Here is a 22,008-nt window from a genome sequence, read left to right as displayed (position 1 = left end):
GAAATTTGGTAAATCACGGAGGCCCAAACCATTGGAAACTCATTGTATGCCAGCCAATAATTCAGACTTTTTCAGTGCCATTGGACTAAAGTTCTCACTACAAACCGTTACAGATTGCGGGTAATTGACCAGAGATTGTGTCACCCTTTTGACTGATTTTTCGGTATCTTAGGCGGACACCAAAACAGGTTTTTGCTAGAAACCCCGATCGACTCCAAAATCCCTCGCATCACATCCGTGCAGTACATCCAGTGTCCCAAATCCTCATACATTCGATCGGGATTAAACTCATAATTGTAATGCAGCACATTAGCAAGACCTGCAAACTCATCGGAAGATTGGGGAGAAAGCAGCAGCAATTGAAAAGGTTTTCCCTGACATTGTTTCTCCAGTTTATAGATTAGATCGATCGCACCATGGCGATCGCAAATACCCGTGCGGACAAACAGCACCTTGTCGCAATGTTCCAGCGCGTACCAAAACCGCTCAGAACGTGCCGTATATCGATCGCGCATCCGTTCGTATACCGGAGACATATCGTTAACAGGATCGTCTGTATCCTCAACTTCATGGGCAAAAGAAAGACCAGACCACTTGCTGTGATAAATCCTGCCAGCTTCAGCACTGTAGTTGAGAAAATCAGGATTCCACATATCACAAAAACGGCTGGCGATCGCATCAGCCACATCTGCAATATTGGTAGTGCGCGTCAGATCGAAGGGAAAAGCGGGGCCATCGTACTCCATTTTATACAGCATCATCCGCACGGCACAGCGATCGCCCAGAGGCAAAATCGCCACACGGCTGATATCAGATAATTGACATTTATATTGAAACAAAACAGCCGACTTAGGCGGTGCTTTCACTCGGCTTTCCAGGCCATCTTTGCCAACCATCATCGTGCGAAAGGGTGCGTCGGGATGCAGCGGATCGTCATAGACACCCGCTGGCATGGCTTTCAGGATGCCACGTACTTCCTTCCACATGGGTTGGATGTTGTATTCTTTGTCTGATTCGTTGATAATCCAAAGGTGGGTATCATCCTGTTTCAAAATACCCAAATGTCCGTCATAGAACAACAGTTGTGAGTTGTTCGGCGCAAAAATATTGAAAGCAGCAGTGTATTCTAATTTGGCGCCGGCGGGAATTTCTAGTGTAGTTTCGATCGCCCCATTCTCTTGTACTGCAAAGAAACGTGGCGTCACTGGTTCGGCATTTTTGGCAATGTAGATCCCCGGTATCAATCCTGCTTTGGATTGCAGTGCAGTTTGCATGGATTGCCAATAGGGAGCGATTTTGTAATTGTTTGGTGATGGATTGACAATCCGCAAATGCTTTTCTTCCAGACAAGCAGAGACTTGGAAACCCTCAGTGTCCCAGTAAACTAGAATGTCTTTCGGTTGCCAAAAGTATTGTTTTTCTCGTGCTAATTCGTCTTTGTCGATCGCAAACAAGCTTAGATCGATCGTCTCATACATCAGGTTGTGACCGATCGTGTTAGGATGAGCCGGATCGAAAGATATGCCAGGTTTCCAGCGTCCCTGTCCGTCGTCCAAAACTCCCAACCAATCCAGTATGGGAACGCCCCAATTCAGCATCCGCTGGTGCGTATCTCGCAGCAGCCAATAATGTTCCGACTGATAATCCCCGTGCGGATAGACAGCCCCTAAAATCGGACGTGCTCCGAGTGCCCGCGTCATTTTCACCAACTGCTGCAAACCGCTTTCAAACCGGCGTTGGGCGGCCCGTCGTTCGTGGGGGCGACAGTGGGCTAACCCTTCGTTGCCGAGAGAAAGGGCAATAATCACGATATCTGGTTGTTCTGGGGCGATAACTGAGGGAAATCGGGCGATCGTGCTGGTGACATTCGTCCCCGCTTGAGACACATTCACCAGTTGATGCCCGTATTTTTCCTGCAAAGTTTTTCCCAACTGGGTAGCCCAACCATTGAACATCCAGGCTTTATGGCCTTGCGCGACGGAACTCCCAATAACTGCGATTTTTAAATTTTCAGAGGCTGTTGCTGACGGCTTTTTGACAGCGGGTTCCTCCAGGTATCCGAAGGGATAAGGCTGCAAATAACTAAAGGCGCCATCGTCAACTACGATCGTGCTGGATTTGGGCTCTGGGTCGATCGGTATCCAGCGATCGATACCGAGTCCTTCCCATTCTGCGATGCCGTTGGCATCAATATACACGTACTTATATTCTATTTTCTGGCGATCGGCTAACTCCACAGACATCTGAATGTCTATATCGGTGTACCATACAGGATAGCGATCGGCATTTGTACGTAAATGTACGCATTTGGTGATATCCCACAATCCTAATTCGGGGGTAGAACCGACGATACCGATGGATTCGCCCGTCTGCGTGTGTCCAATAATCTGGAATCGATACATAGGTTTTTTGCCGATTTTAAAGATGCGATGCCGGACAGGAAAGCTGAATCCTCAAAGTTGCTGTGAGGATACCACATACAGTTCTTAAAATATGTCTTTGAAATAACATTAGACCTCTTGTAAAAGTCCTGTTAATCAATTTTTTGGACGGGCGGGACGCCCATCCCACAATAAAAAAATTTGTGGGATGGGCGTCCCGCCCGTCCTAGGTATTTTTGCAGTCTTGTCTATTGAATAGTATTAATAGTCTTTCCTACAGGATTCCTCCCGATTGTGTAGGGGCGAAGCGTTCCGGGGTAGTGGTGCAGAAGCGTCGCCTTTTCGCCTTCTTGATTCTTATACCCAAAGGGTTGCATCGAATTCTCTCATTCAAGAAAGCAGGACTACCCCTTGGTGATTCCACTCACAGAACCATCGCTGGGTATGATTTTGATAACGGCTTTCCCACAGGCATAATTCTACAAAGTTATGTGAATTTTAGCCAACTGTTTTAGATAATTTTCAGTTAGATATTCGCAATAAAATTAACAGCTTTATGCGTAGATATCCGATCGCCAAACCAAACATTTTTCGCATCAACCTGATTTGTGAGCCTAAGTTCTATTACAATAAATTTCGACTCATTTTATAGAAACAATCACTAAATCAGCCCTAAATCGGTAAAAGAACGTGAATCTCCCATTGATAAATCGTGTTCTAGAACACAAAGACCAAATTGCGATCGCCACCAACGAAGGAACCTATACCTATGGGGATTTGCTGCACGCATCCAGTCAAATAGCAACAAATCTGCTTCAGAATGCCGCCGATTTACAGGAAAAGCGAATTGATTTTCTCATCCCTTCTGGCTTTGAGTATGTCGCTACTCAATGGGGAATTTGGCGCGCTGGCGGTATCGCCGTACCTCTGTGCGTGTCCCACCCGCGACCAGAATTAGAGTATGTTATCCTCAATTCTGGAGCATCAACGATTGTTGCTCATCCCAATTTTGAGCAGCTATTGCGCCCGATCGCGCGATCGCACAACCTCCGATTTATCCTCACATCAGAAACCCTTCCCACTCAGATTAGTCCTCTTCCAGAAATAGATATCACCAGACGCGCCTTAATTCTCTACACCAGCGGTACCACCGGAAAACCCAAGGGTGTAGTCACCACTCATCACAATATTCAAGCTCAAGTAACTAGCTTAATCGATGCTTGGGAATGGACATCGGGCGATCGTATTCTCCACGTACTTCCCTTACACCATATCCACGGAATTGTCAATGTCTTAACCTGTGCTTTATGGGCAGGGGCGCAGTGTCATATGTTGAGCAAATTCGATCCTGAAACCGTTTGGAATCGAATTTGTGAAGGTGATTTAACCTTATTTATGGCAGTACCGACAATTTATGTGAAATTGATTGCTGCTTGGGAAACTGCTTCGGGCGATCGTCAAAAAAGCCGATCGGAAAGTTGTGCAAAAATGCGCCTGATGGTGTCTGGTTCCGCAGCATTACCCGTTCAAGTATTAGAAAAGTGGCAAAATATTAGCAATCATTTTCTGCTAGAACGCTATGGAATGACTGAAATTGGGATGGCCTTATCCAACCCTTTACATGGTAAACGGGCGGCTGGATATGTGGGAAAACCTCTACCTCGTGTAGAAGTGCGATTAGTCGATGAAAGTGGAGATGTAGTCGCACCAGGAACACCAGGAGAAATCCAAGTCAAAGGCCCGGGAGTGTTTCTAGAATATTGGCAAAACCCGGAAGCAACGGCTAAAACCTTCCGAGATGGGTGGTTTTGTACTGGAGATTTGGCGGTAGTCGAAAATGACAATTACCGCATTCTCGGACGGATTAGTGTAGACATCATCAAAACCGGAGGCTATAAGGTTTCTGCGTTGGAAATTGAGGAAGTATTGCGATCGCATCCAGAGATTCAAGAATGTGCGGTGGTTGGGGTTGAGGATCTAGAATGGGGTGAGCGGGTTTGTGCGGCGCTGGTATTGCGATCGCAGGGCGAACGCATCTAAATCTTATGTTAGCAGAACCTGGTATATTGGAGAATGATTATTGAGTGCCCACCAAACATTTAATCAGAGTTCGTTCTTATGAAGCTCAAACCTAAAATCACCATTGCCGACCATTTTGCCGACTTAGAAGATCCAAGGATTGAGCGGACGAGACGCCATCAATTAAATGATATTATTACCATCTCAATTTGTGCGGTGATTTGTGGTGCTGACACATGGGTGGATATCGAAAGTTACGGTCGCTCTAAATATGAATGGTTAAATAAATTTTTAGAATTGCCGAATGGCATACCTTCACACGACACAATTGCACGAGTATTTTCTCGCCTCAAACCGGAGCAATTTCAAAAATGTTTTTTGAACTGGATTCAATCTATTAGCTGCTTTAATCCAGGAGAGGTAATCGCAATTGATGGCAAAACTCTTCGCCATTCTTACGATCGGGGAGGAGACAAAAAAGCCATTCACATGGTAAGTGCTTGGGCGACCAGTCAAAGATTAGTGTTAGGGCAAGTTAAAGTTGACAAAAAATCTAATGAAATCACAGCAATTCCGGCTTTACTCAAAGTGTTAGAATTAAACGGAAGCATTGTCACCATTGATGCGATGGGCTGCCAGAGGTCAATTGTTAAGTCAATTGTCGAACAGGGAGGAGACTACGTGATCACGTTAAAAAATAACCAGCCATCTCTGTATGCAAGAGTAGAAGAGTTGTTTAAACAAGCAATGAGAAACAAATATTATGGCTTTACACATACAGCTTATTCGACCAATAAAGAGAGTAATCATGGTCGCTTAGAAATACGACATCACTTAATGTTAAGTAATATAAAAGAGCTAGTTGACCCCGAGAATAAATGGGAGAATCTTCAGAGTATAGGGATGATAGAATCCGTGCGAATAGTGAAGGAGAAAACAACCATTGAGACTCGCTATTACATTAGTAGTTTACCAAACAATGCTCAAAAATTTGGTGAATCAGTCCGAAGTCATTGGGGTATCGAAAATTCATTACATTGGGTATTAGATGTAGGTTTCCGTGAAGATGATTGTCGAATCAGAAAAGATAATGCTCCGCAAAATTTTGCCATTCTTAGACACATTTCCCTCAATCTTTTGAATCAAGAAAAAACTTCAAAAACTGGAGCAAAGAATAAGCGACTTCGAGCCGGGTGGGATGATGAATATTTGACTAAAATTCTCGCTGTTTCAGTTAACTAAATTCTTATAAACAACTCATTTCTAACTATTATACAACTTTTAAATAGTGGTTGTAAGCTTTTTATTATCTCAAAAATGGCAGCAAGTGAAAATCATCATTAATCAGTTCCTCTTTTCTCTTAAAAGTCATTACAAAGTGTGTCTATAGCTTCTAACAATGGTGAATTTATCTTAAAATATACTCACCACCGATGAACAGTGTTCAATAAGATGCGTTCCCCCTGTATTGCGATCGCAGCCTAGTTTAACATTAGAATCTTTCACGAGTTGGGCAAAAGAGCGACTGGCGGTTTATAAAGTACCGACCAAAATTTTGATACTTGAAGAATTACCTCGAAATGCGATGGGAAAAGTGACGAAGCCGACAGTCATTGAGCTATTTGCTTGAGCTTCGCGGTAATACCATTTTTCAAAAATGTTGCTACAACCATCAATTTAACGGAATTGTCACCAATCTCTGGGTTCAGAAACCCGGTTTTTTACAATAAAACTGAATCACGAGACCTCTTGCAAAAATACCTAAGACGGGCAAGATGCCCATCCCACAAAAAGTTTTTTATATTGTGGGATGGGCATCTTGCCCGTCCTAAAATTTGATTAAAAGGACTTTTGCAATAGGTCTACGGTCTTTAATCCCAATCGAAAACCCGGTTTCTTTGGTGTTGATACCTAATCCTAAACTTGTCTATCGCCACTCAACAGGAATTTTAGACTGCTTTCTTGATCGGCAAATACGGTATTTGAAGGTTTTTGATTTGATGATGAAAATGTCGATACCTTGGCAAGCGAGTGACAAGATTCGACATCAAAAAACGGCTCGTGTTCTGCTAAATAGCTATACATTCGAGCCTCTGGATGGAAGTATGTTAAATTTCCGACTTCTGTGGTTGCGATTCCGGCACTGCAACTTCTACATCCGGCGGCAGATTGACAGCAACTTCCGCAGATTCTGTAAGAGATTCTACAATCTCCACCGACTCGGGAGTGCGCTTAGAAAATCCCCAGACAAATATCACAGCAATACTGGCAACTACCAGCCACTGCGGAGGTACTAAATTTTCATTAATTACTTTCACCAGCAATCGCATTCCCACGAAGCCGACTGTAATGTAGCCAGCATCTTCTAGGTGTACGAACTCGTCTAGCCAGCGGATGAACAAGCCGGCCATAAATCGCAGGGTGATAATTCCTATTGTGGCGCCTGTGAGCACCAGCCAAGTTTGGTCAGAAATTGCGATCGCCGTGGTAACGCTATCCAAAGAAAATGCTAAATCCGTCAAAGCAATCACTGGAATTGCTTTCCACAGAGACGAAAATCTGGGGCCGTGATGTTCTCCTTCGGAGTCAGAATCTGAGGAAAAGTGCTGGAAAACTAGCCACAGTAGATACAGCGCTCCCAGCAGTTCAAACTGCCAGAACTGGATCACCCAAGTCGCTGTTAAAATTAGTGCTATCCGCAGTACAAAAGCAATTATTAAACCGAGGTTGAGAGCTTGTTGCTGTAGCTTTTCATTTTCCAAACCTTTGGAAATAGATGCCAGGGCGATCGCGTTGTCAGCCGAAAGCACCGCCTCTAAAGCTACCAAAACCAACAATAATAAAAAGGTGTCAACTCCCAAATTTGGGGAAGCGTCGAGAAATTGATCTAGCATTAATTAATTTGTGCACCTAAGATTTGCAAGCTAAGAGCGCAGTGCAAATCACCGGCTCTGTCTAAAATGAGTGTCACCTTTATTTATCTTAACCTAGTGCGGCAACTTTGTCGCGGGCGATCGCTCTCAAGGCAGTTCCGCAACCAGCAATGTACGGGATTTTAACGGATGTAGCGGATTTACGCGATCGATGTTGAGCCTCCGGTTACAGTTGAGCACTCAGTACAATGCCATCTTCGGCGGCAAGCGCCAGCATCAGGGCTTAGGGTTGATATCAGTCTAGGAGACGGACAAAAGTATTGTCCGCCCCCTCAATAGCTAATTAGCTATCACTCCCACTCGATCGTTCCCGGCGGCTTAGAAGTAATATCGTAAACCACCCGGTTAACGCCCTTAACCTCATTCACAATCCGGTTCGAGATCAATTCCAACAAATCGTAAGGAACCCGCGCCCAGTCAGCCGTCATCCCATCTTCGCTCTTAATAAATCGTAGAACGATCGGGTAAGCATAGGTGCGCTGATCGCCCATCACGCCCACACTGCGAATCGGCAGCAAAACTGCAAAAGCTTGCCAAAGTTCGTTGTACAATCCGTGTCGGTTAATTTCTTGACGAACTATAAAGTCCGCATCCCGCAAAATATTCAGTCTCTCTGCGGTAACTTCTCCCGTAATCCGAATCGCCAATCCCGGGCCTGGGAAAGGTTGTCGGTTGACGATTTCTTCGGGAAGCCCGATCGAGCGGCCGACTTTTCGCACCTCATCCTTGAACAATTTTCGCAGCGGTTCAATCAGCTTAAAGCACAAATCTTTAGGCAAGCCGCCCACATTGTGGTGGCTTTTAATTTTAACAGCAACTCGTTCGCCACTTTTCGGGTCTGCATTCGTATCAGCCGATTCAATCACATCAGGATAAAGAGTACCTTGGGCGAGATAATCGAAGGGGCCGAGGCGCTTCGATTCTTCTTCAAATACACTGATAAATTCGTGGCCGATCCGCTTGCGTTTTACTTCAGGATCTGTAACGCCTTCAAGTTGAGCCAAAAAGCGATCGCGAGCTAGAACGTACTGCACCGGAATGTGGAATTCCTCTTGAAATAATTTCACCAACCGTTCCGGTTCGTACTTACGCATAAACCCTTGGTCGATAAACATACAGGTAAGTTTGTCGCCGATCGCCTGGTGCAGCAAGAAAGCTAAAGTTGAAGAATCAACCCCGCCGGATAGAGCCAACAAAACTCGTTGGTCTCCCACTCTGGCTCTAATATCGCGAATAGTTTCCTCGACAAAAGTAGCTGTTGTCCAAGTCGGTTCGCACTCGCAAATATGATAAACAAAATTGCGAATCAAAGCTTGTCCGCCGATCGAGTGAACCACTTCTGGGTGAAACTGAACACCGTACAAATTTTTCTCGTGGTGAGCAACAGCAGCAGACGGAGTATTGTCCGTGTGAGCGAGGATTTCAAAGCCAGGAGGCAAATCGCTACAGGAGTCTCCGTGGCTCATCCACATCGTGGCGCCTTCTTCGACATTTGTCAGCAAATCTGTAGGATCGTCAATAAATAGCGATGCCTTGCCGTATTCGGCTAACTTAGCCCGCTCAACTGTCCCGCCGAGCTGCTTTACCATCAACTGCATCCCGTAGCAGACGCCCAACACCGGTATTCCCAAATTCCAAATTTCCGGGTCGCATTGGGGAGCTTTTTCATCGTAGACAGAACTCGGGCCTCCTGAAAGAATAATTCCTTTAGGAGCGATCGCTCTTAACTGTTCTGCCGTAGTGCGGTAAGAAATAACTTCAGAATATACTTGAGTTTCGCGAATCCTGCGAGCAATCAGTTCGGAATATTGCGAACCGAAGTCGAGAATCACGATCGTCTGGCGGTCTACTTTCCCCAGAGAAGAGTTTGTGAGGTCTGATTCAGTTTCTATTTGAGTAGTCACGGTTATTGCGTAGTTGCTAATTGCTAATTGGGCAGAACGTAGCGGAGTATTTGTCGCCGCCGAGATCCAATATTGATGAATGCGAGCGAGCATTAGTCGCTAGGAATAAATCTTATTTAGACTAGATTGCTGTCCGCGATGTTAGTCGATTAATATGGTCTGCGACCAGCATAGATTTACTTCGAGCCTTACCATGATTAATGGAACTATTGAATCACAAATTTCTTCAGGACGCAACCCAGTATAATCAAGGTCTAGGGACTGAAAATTATTAGTTGTTAAATATTATCCCGATCGCTCTTTTAAAAAGAATTACGGGATATTCACACTACATTAACAAATTTGGGTCAAAAATGTATCCCCTATGTCACTTTTAACAATAATTTTGCGATCGCGCCCAAACATCACCGAACCCACGGGGATACGCTGGTTAGTGTGAGTAAAAATGCAATCCGACGATCGCAAGTCGATTTGTCGAGCAATGTCGCCGTAAATTCGATCGACCAAATTGCTGTTAGTTGCAGCATCCAAAGCCCGCAGTTGCCCGAGAGCATCTTCGGCTGTCGCGGCGGCAAAAATTGCGGAACAGGCTTCTTGCGGCATTCCAGCTCGAGCACAGTAAGCTGTCAGAATTTCCCTGCGCCCGTCAGCGAGGTGGTGGTGAGTATGAAAAATCCCCGCCGCCAATTTCATCAATTTACCGTGATAGCCAAACAGCAAGATCGATCGCACGCCCTGACATCCAGCCTCTACCAGAAGCGGGCCCAGCCAGTTAGCGGTTTTCACCAGCCGCTGCGGATTGACGCCCAGTTGTCGCGCCAAATCCAACCCGTTTTCACCGATGCAGAAAACTAAACAGTCAAACAGTTCGGCTTTTTGTTGCAGTTGTTCGCGGTAAACTTCCAACTGTCCGGGGGCGCTCAGCGGTTGAGAAATGCCAGTTGTACCCAGCAGCGAAAGTCCTTCTACGACGCCGAAAGCTTCGTTAGAAGTGCGGGTGGCCAGTTGGCGCCCTGACGGCAGAATCAGGGTGACGGTGATTTTTTCTCCCGGTGCGAGTTGTCGCCCCAGATTCGTGAGCAGCAGCCGCATCGCATAATCATAGATCGCCGCTCCACCACCTACTTTGTGATGTCCAATTCCCTCGCCCCCAACAATCGCGATTTGCTCTCCCTCGCACCCGCGAACCAATTCCACCATTGCCCACACGGGGGTATGGCGAGTCAGATCCAGGTTGTCCCCCGGCTCTGAGCGAGTCACGCCTAAAGCGGTATCAGTTTTGAGCACCGACGCCTGTTCGATCGCAATTTCTGCCGTGATTGGCGGCAAGAGTAAATCCACTGATACGCTATCTACACACTTAGTAGCATCACGCAAGCACCGCAGTGCTGCAAGTGCTGCGGCACAGGCAAATACTGGCAGTGTATACCCGGATAAAGGTTGAGTTTTTGTCACGAAAATTCAAGAATCCGTAAATTTGCCGGCGATCGACATCACGCACTAGCAGTGATACCCCTTAAGCATTTAAGCTTAATTCTAGGGTTTGCTATTATTATCAGTTAACGTGATTTTTGTCAAGTGATATTTTGTCTTGTCAGTTGCCCTGAAGCAAGGAACAGTTTTTTTAGAAGTGCGATCAGCAACTCGATCGTATTTCATTCTATAGATTTAGCTAGCTGTAAAGGTTTGAGAGCCCAATGGAGGAGATCTCGCGAAATTTGTTTTGGCCCTTGGGGCGACTTGTTTGAGGGGGAATTCGAGCAATTTTTGGCCCTTGCGAAATGCTGCGATCGCTTCCTTGTTAAGCCCTAAAACCTACTTTTTTATAATCCGCAAATTAATATCTCCCAAGCGGTTGATGCCCCAGCGAGCGCTTGTCATCTATATTTATAACAATTACCCGGAAGTGCCAGTCTAGCTTTCAAGCTAACATCTTGAAAGCGTGGCTGGTTTTATCTTATCAACAGGCTAGCTCAGCAATTATCCCCAGAAAATTAAATTGTATTGACGCCAGCGCGTGAAAAATAATTTAATCCCCAGCAAGCCCAAGACCTTTACAAAGCAAGGATTTTGCAATTCTTTAATCTTTAATCTAAAATCCTATGACTATGGTTGAACCAGTTGCAGAGTTAATTGAGCCTCTATCTCTTCAGGCTCCTGAAATACTAGAAAAGACAAGATCTCAACTCGTTCTACCTTCAAAAACAGCCCTCAAAATTCCCAAACAAGACATTCGACCGACCCTGAAAGCCTCAACTATAGACGGCGTTTTTGCCACTGTCTTCGAGTCGGCGACAGGCGGCGTGCTCCTCAGCAACTTCTTGCTGCAACTCGGCGCTAGCAGTGTGGAAATAGGTATATTATCCGCTATTCCGATGGTGGTAAATTTCTTGCAACCATTAGGAGCCTACATCGCAGACCGTACAACCAGCCGCCACTGGTACAACCTAGGGATATTCGGCTTGTCGCGGCTGCTGTGGCTGATGCTGGTGGTGGCAATTTTTTGGGGATCTGCTCGCGCTGACCTTCATCAACTGCTGGAGTGGACGCTGGTGACTGTCTTCGCAGCTAGCGTGCTGGGAGCTTTTGCTAGTGCTAACTGGTTTAGTTGGATGGCGGCCGTGGTTCCTCACCGCTTGCGGGGACGCTATTTTGGCTTTCGCAACAGTGCTACCAGCTTAATTACTTTGCTGGGAGTGCCGTTGATGGGATTTTGCGTGTCAACTTGGGGCACCGATCCAATTTCGGGCTACGGTGTTGTTTTATTTTTGGGAGTTTTGGCGGGACTGATTAGTTTGGGATGTCAATTCTGGATGGTCGATGTGAATCCGCAGGTATACGGAAAAGATGCAGAGACCGATCGACTCCCAGAGAAAAAAGAAAACTATGTAACAGATTTTGTACCTTCTGTGCTGAAAGATTCTAATTTCTTAATATTTATCCTTTACTTTAGCGTGTGGACGTTTGCAGTTAATCTCAGCGCGCCTTTTTTTAATGTCTACCTGCTGAAAGATTTAAGCTTGGATGTGAGTTTGGTAACGGTTTACAGCAGTTTGAGTTCGGGAGCAAATCTGCTGCTGCTGATGTTTTGGGGCAAGTTGGCCGATCGCTGGGGAAATCGCCCCTTGCTAATTGCTGTTGGACTGGTGGTGGCTGTAACGCCTTTGCTGTGGTTGGGTACGGGCAATTACCCGTTTGCGGTGTGGGTGTGGCTGCCGCTGCTGCACTTGCTGGGAGGAACGACTTTAGGGGCGATCGCCCTTTGTACTAACAATATTCAAATGGAGATAGCGCCGATCGAGCAACCTTCGACTTATTTTGCGATCGCCGCAGCAGTTTCGGGAGTAGCTGGGGCTTTGGGAACTACCGCCGGCGGCTTTCTTGCCGAACTTCCGGGCATGAGTTTGGGGGCACTGTTTGCCCTTTCGGCTGCTGTGCGGCTGCTGGGATTGCTGCCGTTGATTTTGGTGCGAGAACCCCGCAGTGTGTCGCTGAGGTCGATCGTCCCGAGTTTTGTATTTTTGCAACTTAAACGATTAACGGCCAACGATTAACCGTTAAAAGTTAATTGTTGACCGTTGAAAAGCTTTTTTTGATCTTTCAGCATAGGTGCTGATCAAGAAAAAATTACTTTTGATTATTAACTAGCAATTAACTAATAACTGGGTTTGTCCCCAATTATTAATTACTTGCTAGCAATTGACTGTTGACTAATTACCAATGACCGATCGCCAATAGATTAAGCTTGACGCGAGTAGTATTCCACCACTAGCAGTTCGTTAATCTGAAGAGCAATCCACTCACGTTCGACAATGCCGTTAACTTTGCCAACCATTTTTTGCTTATCAAATTCCAAGTGACTGGGCAAGTTAGCCAAGCCTGGGTCTTTGAGATTAGCTTCAACCATTGTGCGCGATCGCTCTTTATTTTTCACTGCAATCACTTCACCAGGCTTGCACTGATAGCTGGCGATGTTCACTTCACGATCGTTCACAGTTATATGACCGTGATTTACCAATTGTCTAGCGGACGGAATGGTTGGAGCCATTCCCATCCGAAACACAGTATTGTCCAAGCGCATTTCCAAGAATTGCAGTAACACTTGACCTGTGGAGCCGGTGACACGGCGGGCTTTGCGGACGTAACGGAGCAATTGGCGTTCCGTCACACCGTAATTGAAACGGAGTTTTTGCTTTTCTTGCAAGCGAACCGCGTACTCAGAGAGTTTTTTGCGGTTTTGACCATGCTGCCCAGGCGGATAATCCCGTCTGGGAGTTTTGCGGGTTAGACCCGGCAACTCTTTCAGGCGACGGACGATTCTTAATCGGGGGCCTCGATATCGAGACATTTATTTTCCTCTCTAATTTCTGTATGCAATTTTATGCAGACTCTATATTATATGTTTGTAACGGTCAAAATTCCAACAAATATCAATAAAAAATATCGATCGACCGCAGCGCGATCCAGAATGTGCGGTAAATTTTGAAGTAAAAGCCGATCGCGCGATCGACCCAACCAGCCCAAAAAACTCACAAATCGAGCTGCCATGCACAACCGCAATTTTTTCCGCACTGCTACCCCAAAGCCAGCACCGCGCTGGATGTTGGCTCTCGGCACTCCCCTAGTAGCGCTGAGTTTGTTAGCAGCAGCCCTGCCAATCTCGCCAGCATCAGCCATCACTCTGAGATTCCCTCGCACTCAAAATCCCTATCGCGTCTGTGCTAAGGAATTAATCGAAGCCGGAGTCGGGGCCGAGGCAGCAGCAGCAGCTTGTGCCGACGCGCTCCACCCCCGGGACATATCTAGATGCGCCCTGCAAATCAACCGCAAAACCAATATTTCTGGCCTCGAAGCGCTCTCTAGCTGTCGGCAGGTGAGGCGCCCCGACGAATTGACGACTTGCGTAGTGAACATTAATAGCAAAACTAAAACTCAACCTGCTGCTGCTCTGTTAGTGCTTGATGGGTGCCGCCGCAGTTTATTACCAGAACGGTTTGCTGAATGCGTCGTCGGGTTGAGCGGCAGGCTCGACTTTCCCACGGACAGGTTAGTTGCCACTTGTCTCGACCCCAGGGACAGAGTGAGCCAGTTGGACGGGCGTCCTGCACCGACGCCTCCTGCGGAGCTAATTTCACCGCCTTCGCGGCTCAATTAATCACTGTTGACTGTTGACTGTTAACTGTTGACTGTTGACTGTTAACTGTTAACTGTTGACTGTTGACTGTTGACTGTTGAGTAAGCGGTAAGGTGCGCAGTGCGCACCCTACATAAGTCGGTTCTGCCTAAGTCTTGTGATTGTTACCAATCACCAATAACCAATAACCAATAACCAATAACCAATAACCAATAACCAATAACAACTAACCAATAACCAATAACAACTAACCAATAACCAATAAAATGTCAGAAATGTTTGCTCAAATTACAGTAGAAGAATTAGGTCGCTACTTAGCAAAAACCAATGCTGAGAAATTGCAGCTTGTGGATGTGCGGGAACCTTACGAAATTGAACTCGCGGCGCTACCGGGATTTGCAGTTTTTCCGCTGAGCGAATTTGCTGAATGGTCTGGTGAAATTGACGATCGACTAAACCGCGACACAGAAACCCTAGTGCTGTGCCACCACGGAGTGCGATCGGCTCAAATGTGCCAGTGGTTGAGCGATCGAGGATTTACCAACGTTAAAAATATCGTTGGCGGCATCGATGCTTACTCAATGGTGGTCGATCGCACCATTCCCCGCTATTAATCCGATGTCCGCTCCAACTACCACTCGCGTTCGAGCGGACATGATATGAATCCTAATTCACCGCAGCAAATCGAAAATTTAAGAGGGTGCTCATAGTCAGCCTATCGCGCCCGTGCCTTTTCGAGTCGTAAAGAGCCTCATCAGCCGCCAGTACCAGCGTTGCTGCATCATTATCCGGGCCCGGAACAACGCTGGCAATTCCCAAACTAATTGTCACCACAGAATTAGGCAAACATTCAACACTCTCCGGCTTAAAAACAATATTCAAAGCTTTAATTTTCGATCTAACGTGTTCGGCAACCAGCAGAGCGCCCGCCGCATCAGTTTGAGGTAAAATCACGGCAAACTCCTCGCCACCGTAGCGAGCGGCTACATCAGCGGGACGATCGAGCGATCGGCGAATTGCTTGAGCGACTGATCGCAAACAACTATCTCCAGCTTGATGTCCATAGGTATCGTTATAAATTTTGAAATAATCGATATCGCACAAAATCAAAGATATCGGAGACCCGTCACGAGCCATATGTTTCCATTCCGCTCGCAAGCAGCTATCAAAATGTCGTCTGTTGCCAATTTGAGTAAGTTCGTCTACATTCACTAAACCTTGCAGCCTTTCATTTTCTTGCTGCAACTCCTCAAAAACAACAGCCGAGAAACCATCTTCGCACAAATTTTGCTCTTGAAAATACAGGCGATATAATTCGCAAGACAAACTACAGTTATTTCCCTCTAATTTGACCAGTCCCATGCTATCTAACTGATAGGCCATTAAAGGTTCGAGGTGAATGCTATTTTTGGCATCGAGAACTTGTTGGAAGGCGGCGGCGAGTTCGGGATTCTGTTGAATCGCGATCGACTGATTTCGCAGGTAGTCGCTATAAATTCCGCTTTGAGTAGGAGCTGCTGTTAATAGTTCTTCTAACTCGGCTCGCCCCAACTCCTCCCCAATCGACAGGCGGTTTTGCTGCAAAATTGTCAGGTGGTAGAGTGCTAAATGCACTAAATAAGGATGCCCGCCTACCATTTGCATTAATTGCTCGATCGGATAGCTATCGCTCCAGTTCAGTCCGTGTCGGCGCGCCAAATCTTGGACTTGTTCGGCCGTGAATTCTGAGAGTTTAATCGGCAATCCTACATTAAATGGAGATTGATTGAGACTCAAAGCAATATAAATTTCTGTCGAGTGAATGACGGCGATGCGGAGTTTTTGCCAGGTTTCGCTAGCGCGAGCTTGCTCGTACCAAAAACGGAGCAGCGGCAGGAATTCTTGAGCAATCTTGGCGCGTTCAAATACTCGGTTTACTTCGTTGAGTACCAAGACAACGGGACTGTCAATTTGTTCGAGCAAATAGTTTTCAAAGTAAAGAGAGCAGCTTACTTTGCTCCCCATATCTTCATCCCAGAATTCATCGAGATTTGGTTCGAGTTTGAGTTGTCGAGCGACATTTACACACAGCCAGCGCAAAAATTTATCTAAAGTAGCAAAAACTGCTTCGTCGGCTTGCTGAAAGTCTACAGTAACTGTGCGGTATCCCCGATCGACCGCCGCGTTAATTATCCGCAGCATCAGCGAACTTTTGCCCATTTTTCGGGGAGCTTTAATGCGAATTAGGCTCCCGGGCTTGCCAATTTCTGCACAAGCTCGGGCTTCGGCGGGCGATCGATCGATATAAAATGGAGAGTCGATCGGTATCGGGCCGCCGGGAAATTCCAGGTGTGCAACCGTTTGGATTAAGTTTGGTGATTTTTCGATTCCTGCCATAGTCCTTCTGCGAAGCGATACCCTGACTGTATCTTACCTTTGTCAGGTTAGGGGGGTAGAGGATCGGTGTCAAAGACTTATTGACAATCCTACAAAATGTAAGTTTTTCGGGACTTCCCACGACTGACTTTGCTATAGTAGTGTGACTTTACCCAATGTCAAACCCTGCTTCAACACTTCTCCAGACCGACAAAAATTCGACGGCGGCCCAGACGCGATGATTCTTGGCCTCTAGCTGAAAAGTCAGTCGTCTGTCGCCGATGTCAAACAGGATTCGCCACTATCAAAGGAGAAATAATCATTGTCACGCCGCTACCTGTTTACCTCTGAATCCGTCACTGAAGGGCATCCCGATAAAATCTGCGATCAAATTTCAGATACGATTTTAGATGCCTTATTGACTGAAGACCCTACAAGCCGCGTCGCTGCCGAAGTTGTCGTCAACACGGGCTTGATGCTGCTGACGGGCGAAATTACTACCAAAGCTCACGTAAATTACATAGAGTTGGCGCGGAAAAAAATAGCCGATATTGGCTACATCCACGCTGACAACGGATTTTCTGCTAATAGCTGCTCGGTGTTGGTGGCTCTTGACTCTCAGTCTCCCGATATCGCCCAAGGGGTGAATACGGCTCATGAAAGTCGGGAACAATCTAGTGAAGAGGAGTTGGATGCGATCGGCGCTGGCGACCAAGGCTTGATGTTCGGCTTTGCTTGCAACGAAACGCCGGAATTGATGCCTCTGCCGATTAGTTTAGCGCACCGGATTTGCCGTCAACTGGCCGCAGTCCGCAAAACTGGTGAATTGCCTTACCTGCGCCCTGACGGCAAAAGCCAAGTTACTGTAAGTTACGAAGACGGGAAACCTGTTGGCATTGATACGATCTTAATTTCTACGCAGCACACTGAGGCGATCGGCGATATCACTGATACAGCCGCGGTTCAAGCCAAGATTAAAGCAGATCTTTGGACTGCTGTTGTCCAACCCGTGTTTGCCGATATTAGCATCAAGCCGGATGCAGAAACTCGCTTCCTTGTCAACCCCACTGGCAAATTTGTTGTCGGCGGGCCTCAAGGAGATTCGGGTTTGACTGGCCGCAAAATTATTGTGGATACCTACGGCGGCTATTCCCGTCACGGCGGTGGTGCTTTTTCGGGAAAAGATCCCACGAAGGTAGACCGCAGCGCGGCTTATGCTTGTCGCTATGTTGCTAAAAATATCGTGGCTGCTGGTTTGGCCGATAAGTGCGAAGTGCAGTTGAGTTATGCGATCGGCGTGGCGCGCCCTGTGAGCATGATGATCGAAACTTTTGGTACTGGCAAAGTTGATGACGATCGCCTTTTGGAAGTTGTGAAGCAGCATTTTGAACTGCGTCCGGCGGGCATCATTCAGGCATTTAACTTGCAGAATTTGCCTGCCGAAAGAGGCGGCCGTTTCTATCAAGATGTGGCGGCTTACGGTCACTTCGGACGCACTGATTTAGACTTGCCTTGGGAGCAAACTGATAAGGCTGAGCTTTTGAAAGCAGCCTTGAGCCAGCAGTTGTCTGGAGTAGCTAAATAGTAAAATTTCAGGGGCGGGCTCTTCCGCCCACCCCACAAGAAATTTGATTAATTGTGGAACGGGCTTCTAGCCCGTTGCTAAGCGCATTTAAATTACATATTCGGTACGATGCTCAGAGCAACGTATCACTCATTGTTTGATTTTTCACACACAATTTAAATGTAGAACAGCTTAACACCCCACAAGAAATTTGATTAATTGTGGAACGGGCTTCTAGCCCGTTGCTAATCATAAAAAATTGTACAAAATCTGGTAAATCATTAGACTCAATGCCATTTTTAGAGCCATTCCAGTCAGTGATTAGCCGTTTCAAATCTTTATTAAAACAGCAGTTTGCGGTTCCAGTCAACGCAAAAAATCTACTAACGCCAACCACCTTTGAGCCTAACAATCCAGGAATTCGCGGCGTTTGGATACCCAGCACCGACTGCAAAGTTCTAACTTCAAAACAGCGGATTGCTGAAGCAATGAACTTTCTGGCAGATACGGGATTTAATACAGTTTTTCCTGTAGTTTGGAACCGAGGTTTCACTGCTTATCCTTCTCAAATTATGCGCGAACAATTTGGGGCGGAAATTGACGCGCGCTATCAAGGGCGCGACCCTTTGGCAGAATTAATTGTTGAGGCTAATAGAGTTGGTTTAAAAGTTATTCCTTGGTTTGAATACGGATTTGTGAGTTCTTACGATCTCAATGGCGGTCATTTGCTGGCAAAAAAACCTGAGTGGGCGGCGTATGATTGTAACGGCAATTTACTTAAGAAAAATAAGTTTGAATGGATGAATTCTCTTGACCCGGAAGTGCAAGATTTTTTGCTGGGGTTGATGCTGGAAGTTGCTAGGAATTATCCGGTAAATGGGGTTCAAGGAGACGATCGCATTGCACTACCCTGTGAAGGCGGTTATGACGAAAAAACCGTTAAACGCTACCGCCAAGAGTGCGGGATAGAACCGCCGCAGAATCCGAGAGAGGGACATTGGCTGCACTGGCGCGCCGATCTGATTACTGAGTTTGTGGCGCGATTGTACCGAGAATTGAAGGCGATTAGTCCTGATTTGTTGCTGTCGATGTCGCCGAGTCCTTATGAATGGGGACTGGTGGAATATTTGCAAGATTCTAAGTCTTGGGTTGACAGAAAGTTGGTCGATATGCTTCACCCGCAGTTTTACCGCCGCGATTTTAACGGTTATAAACAATTGGTCGATCGACTGATTGGAGAACAACTCAGCGGCGAGCAATTACAGTGCGTGTCGCCCGGTGTTTTGTTGGCGAATCGAGGCAGTAAGTATAGCATGAATCCAGAGCTGTTGTTGCAAGTAATTGCTTACAACCGCCAGAGAGGTATTCAAGGAGAAGTGCTATTTTTTTACGAAGGTTTGCGAGATAACGGTAACGCTTTGGCGGAGGTTTTGAAAAATGGGCCCTACGCTTGTTGACAGACTGTATCAAATCCGCGTGTTTCCGGTTCGCTGCGTTCAACCGAGCCGCTCAATATTTGAAGCCAATCTGGTATAAAATGATCTAGGGAAGCTCGCCTAGTTAAGAGCGCAGGGATGCCAAGCAGCAAGCGCTACTAATTGTTAAGCCTCGCGCCCCAAAAAAACAGATAAGGAATCATTAGGGAGTTATAACAATAGTGGAATCAGAGATATTTTATCAGGGGTGCATCTTTTTTTTAGAAGTTGAGTGTTGTAGGCGCCGCCGTATTTTTTTAAAGACCGCTAATTTAAAAGAGCTATCTCACGCGATCGCCAAAATATGAGGATAAATCAATGAACTCAGCAGCAACCCTCATCCAAGAGCTACCAGAACTCAGCGACGATCAATTTAACCAAAAATATTTGAAACAAAAACAAGGGATGCACGCATTGGCGGCAATATTGCCGCAAATAGAACAGCAAAGTCTGGCTTTGCGCGCCATAAAATTAGCCCTAAAAGTAAATTTAAAACTCGGCTCGAAGCTAGCAGGAACGGTAAAGCCAGAATTTCAAACAGCCACACTAAAATTAATCGCAAAAATCAAAACTTCGCCGCTGCGAAAAATTCAACTGCTGGCACTAACTCGTTCCGACATGGCAATTCCGATGCTGGTAAAAGCATTGAACCATAAAGACAGTGCGGTGCGCCTTCATTGCATTCGGGCGATCGGCCTCATTGGTTCGGAAGCGGCAGTAATTGAATTAGCCCGATCGCTCGAATCGGAAGATTCCCAAGTGCAAGCTTGGGCGGCTTGGGCCCTAGGAGAAATCGACTCGAAACCAGCCGCCGCCGCACTGTTCAAAGCCCTCAACCACAAAGCCGCCGGGGTGCGCGCCTGGGCGGTTTGGGCCTTGGGCAAAATTAACCCGAAAACAGCCGTCCCCGCACTACTCAAAGCCCTGAAACATCAAGACTCCGAGGTGCGCTGGCGGGCGGCGGTCAACTGCGGGAAAATCGGCTCTTCTGAAGTAGTTCCCGGGCTGATGAACGCCCTCAGAGATGAAAATCAGATCGTCCGCGCTAGGGCGGCGGCGGCTTTGGGGAAAATCGGGGCGATCGATGCTGTACCCCGGTTAGTAGAATTGCTTCACGATCCCGACTCCTATGCAGTTTCCTTGAGGGCCGCCGAGGCCTTGGGGCAAATCGGCACGGAAACGGCTGTGTCCGGGCTGCTGCAAGCCCTCAACCATGAGGACTCAGATGTGCGCGGCAGTGCAGTTTCTGCCTTGGGGGAAATTTGCAGCGAGGTGGCTGCGGTGGCGGTAATGCGATCGCTCTCGGATCGAGATATTTTCGTGCGCGGCAGGGCGGCGGTTGCCCTCGGGAACATCAATACAGCCGGAGATGCTAACTTGCAAACAATGGTGGCGGCGGGACTGGCGATCGCGCGAGGGGATAGCGAATCCTATGTCAGGTGGAGAGTTGCTGCTGCTTTGGGGCAAATTGGGACAGAGGAGGCCGTAGCAGGTTTGGTGTGGCTGCTGGCGGACGAAACCCCTGGAGTGCGCCAAAAGGCTGTTAAATCTCTGGGTCAAATTGGGTCTCCGGCTGCTGTTTTGGCTCTGGAAGCAGCTTTAAACCGCGAAGTTGCTGACGTTCGCGCCCTGGCTGCACAATACTTGCCGGATGTCCGCGCTGAGGTAAAAACAGTTTATTTTGATTCGGAAGTTGCTGCGGGTTTCTCGGGTGAAAAACTGCCGAAAATCCTGATTGCTTCGGAAGCAGAAGCCGGCGAATACATTATCGATCGCGCTGCGGGACGCCAGCTCAAATACCTGATCTCGATCGGCACTCCCGGCGTGCCCGAACCCAAAAGTTTTCACAAAGTACAAAACCGGCTGCGACTATCGTTTAACGACCTCGAAATCCCCGTTGACGACCCGGATCGCGTCTTGCCTACACTTGATGACGTACTCCAAATTATTGACTTCGCTCAGAAAATGTCGGCGCACCCCGGCAATTTGCTCGTCTGCTGCCAAAGCGGCATCAGCCGTTCTGCGGCTGCGGCTTTGACTGTTTGTGCTGTGCTGACCGGCCGCGGCCAAGAACGGGAAGCTTGGGCTTTGCTGCTCGCCGCCAGACCCCAAGCCCGGCCGAATCGCTGGATGGTGGAATTGGCAGATAGAGCTTTGGATAGAAACGGTAAGTTAGCACTTGCGATCGAATTGACCGCTACAGAGGTCGCAATTGCCAACAGTTGACTCGCAGGAACCCGGTT

General features: G+C 47.0%; 15 protein-coding genes. 8 read left to right on the top strand and 7 right to left on the bottom strand.

From position 1 onward, the window contains the following. Positions 1-140: 140 nt before the first annotated feature. Positions 141-2,402 (bottom strand): DUF1796 family putative cysteine peptidase, encoded by a 2,262-nt coding sequence (locus QUB68_RS03095; RefSeq protein ID WP_332989304.1) that lies wholly within the window; start codon positions 2,400-2,402, stop codon positions 141-143. Between the two features lie 669 nt (positions 2,403-3,071). On the opposite strand from QUB68_RS03095, the gene QUB68_RS03090 reads away from it, so the two are divergent. Further along, positions 3,072-4,421 (top strand): acyl-CoA synthetase, encoded by a 1,350-nt coding sequence (locus tag QUB68_RS03090; RefSeq protein WP_332989302.1) that lies wholly within the window; start codon positions 3,072-3,074, stop codon positions 4,419-4,421. 78 nt (positions 4,422-4,499) lie between these two features. Then, complete coding sequence (locus QUB68_RS03085; protein WP_332989300.1) at positions 4,500-5,642, top strand: ISAs1 family transposase; 1,143 nt, start codon at positions 4,500-4,502, stop codon at positions 5,640-5,642. An 866-nt stretch (positions 5,643-6,508) separates the two neighbouring features. On the opposite strand, the gene QUB68_RS03080 is transcribed toward QUB68_RS03085, so the two are convergent. The 3 genes from QUB68_RS03080 to cbiD all read right to left on the bottom strand — a co-directional run bounded on the left by QUB68_RS03080 (position 6,509) and on the right by cbiD (position 10,692). Further along, positions 6,509-7,294 (bottom strand): TerC family protein, encoded by a 786-nt coding sequence (locus tag QUB68_RS03080; RefSeq protein ID WP_332989298.1) that lies wholly within the window; start codon positions 7,292-7,294, stop codon positions 6,509-6,511. A gap of 329 nt (positions 7,295-7,623) precedes the next feature. Then, positions 7,624-9,237, bottom strand: a complete 1,614-nt coding sequence (gene guaA, locus QUB68_RS03075) for a glutamine-hydrolyzing GMP synthase (protein ID WP_332990146.1) — start codon at positions 9,235-9,237, stop codon at positions 7,624-7,626. A gap of 333 nt (positions 9,238-9,570) precedes the next feature. After that, on the bottom strand, positions 9,571-10,692 hold the full coding sequence (gene cbiD / locus QUB68_RS03070) for a cobalt-precorrin-5B (C(1))-methyltransferase CbiD (protein WP_332989296.1): 1,122 nt from the start codon (positions 10,690-10,692) through the stop codon (positions 9,571-9,573). Positions 10,693-11,339: 647 nt separating this feature from the next. Here cbiD and QUB68_RS03065 point away from each other — a divergent pair. Continuing rightward, positions 11,340-12,791 (top strand): MFS transporter, encoded by a 1,452-nt coding sequence (locus QUB68_RS03065; protein WP_332989294.1) that lies wholly within the window; start codon positions 11,340-11,342, stop codon positions 12,789-12,791. Between the two features lie 185 nt (positions 12,792-12,976). Here the strand turns inward: QUB68_RS03065 and rpsD are convergent, their stop codons facing one another. Then, positions 12,977-13,585: a 30S ribosomal protein S4 gene (gene rpsD, locus QUB68_RS03060; protein WP_106148122.1), complete on the bottom strand. Its 609-nt coding sequence runs from the start codon at positions 13,583-13,585 to the stop codon at positions 12,977-12,979. 47 nt (positions 13,586-13,632) lie between these two features. Continuing rightward, positions 13,633-13,785 carry a hypothetical protein gene (locus QUB68_RS03055; RefSeq protein WP_332989290.1) on the bottom strand — a complete coding sequence of 51 codons (153 nt, stop codon included), beginning with the start codon at positions 13,783-13,785 and terminating at the stop codon, positions 13,633-13,635. Between QUB68_RS03055 and QUB68_RS03050 the strand changes: the two genes are divergently transcribed. Both QUB68_RS03050 and QUB68_RS03045 read left to right on the top strand, forming a co-directional pair. Next, on the top strand, positions 13,784-14,392 hold the full coding sequence (locus QUB68_RS03050) for a hypothetical protein (protein ID WP_332989288.1): 609 nt from the start codon (positions 13,784-13,786) through the stop codon (positions 14,390-14,392). The genes QUB68_RS03055 and QUB68_RS03050 overlap by 2 nt on opposite strands. A gap of 245 nt (positions 14,393-14,637) precedes the next feature. Continuing rightward, the gene (locus QUB68_RS03045; RefSeq protein ID WP_332989286.1) at positions 14,638-14,985 is read left to right on the top strand and encodes a rhodanese-like domain-containing protein; all 348 of its coding nucleotides are present in this window, start codon (positions 14,638-14,640) and stop codon (positions 14,983-14,985) included. Positions 14,986-15,037: 52 nt separating this feature from the next. On the opposite strand, the gene QUB68_RS03040 is transcribed toward QUB68_RS03045, so the two are convergent. Next, positions 15,038-16,747, bottom strand: a complete 1,710-nt coding sequence (locus tag QUB68_RS03040) for an AAA-like domain-containing protein (RefSeq protein ID WP_332989284.1) — start codon at positions 16,745-16,747, stop codon at positions 15,038-15,040. 301 nt (positions 16,748-17,048) lie between these two features. On the opposite strand from QUB68_RS03040, the gene metK reads away from it, so the two are divergent. The 3 genes from metK to QUB68_RS03025 all read left to right on the top strand — a co-directional run bounded on the left by metK (position 17,049) and on the right by QUB68_RS03025 (position 21,991). Further along, complete coding sequence (gene metK, locus QUB68_RS03035) at positions 17,049-18,311, top strand: methionine adenosyltransferase (RefSeq protein WP_332989282.1); 1,263 nt, start codon at positions 17,049-17,051, stop codon at positions 18,309-18,311. A gap of 269 nt (positions 18,312-18,580) precedes the next feature. Then, the gene (locus tag QUB68_RS03030; protein WP_332989281.1) at positions 18,581-19,747 is read left to right on the top strand and encodes a glycoside hydrolase family 10 protein; all 1,167 of its coding nucleotides are present in this window, start codon (positions 18,581-18,583) and stop codon (positions 19,745-19,747) included. Between the two features lie 336 nt (positions 19,748-20,083). Next, complete coding sequence (locus tag QUB68_RS03025; protein WP_332989280.1) at positions 20,084-21,991, top strand: HEAT repeat domain-containing protein; 1,908 nt, start codon at positions 20,084-20,086, stop codon at positions 21,989-21,991. Positions 21,992-22,008 lie beyond the last annotated feature (17 nt).

Origin of the sequence: Microcoleus sp. A006_D1 (assembly GCF_036702805.1) — a bacterium.
In the GTDB taxonomy this organism is placed as follows: Bacteria; Cyanobacteriota; Cyanobacteriia; order Cyanobacteriales; family Microcoleaceae; genus Microcoleus.
Note: the sequence above shows the minus strand (reverse complement) of the source record. Positions and strands in the feature narration are given on the sequence as shown.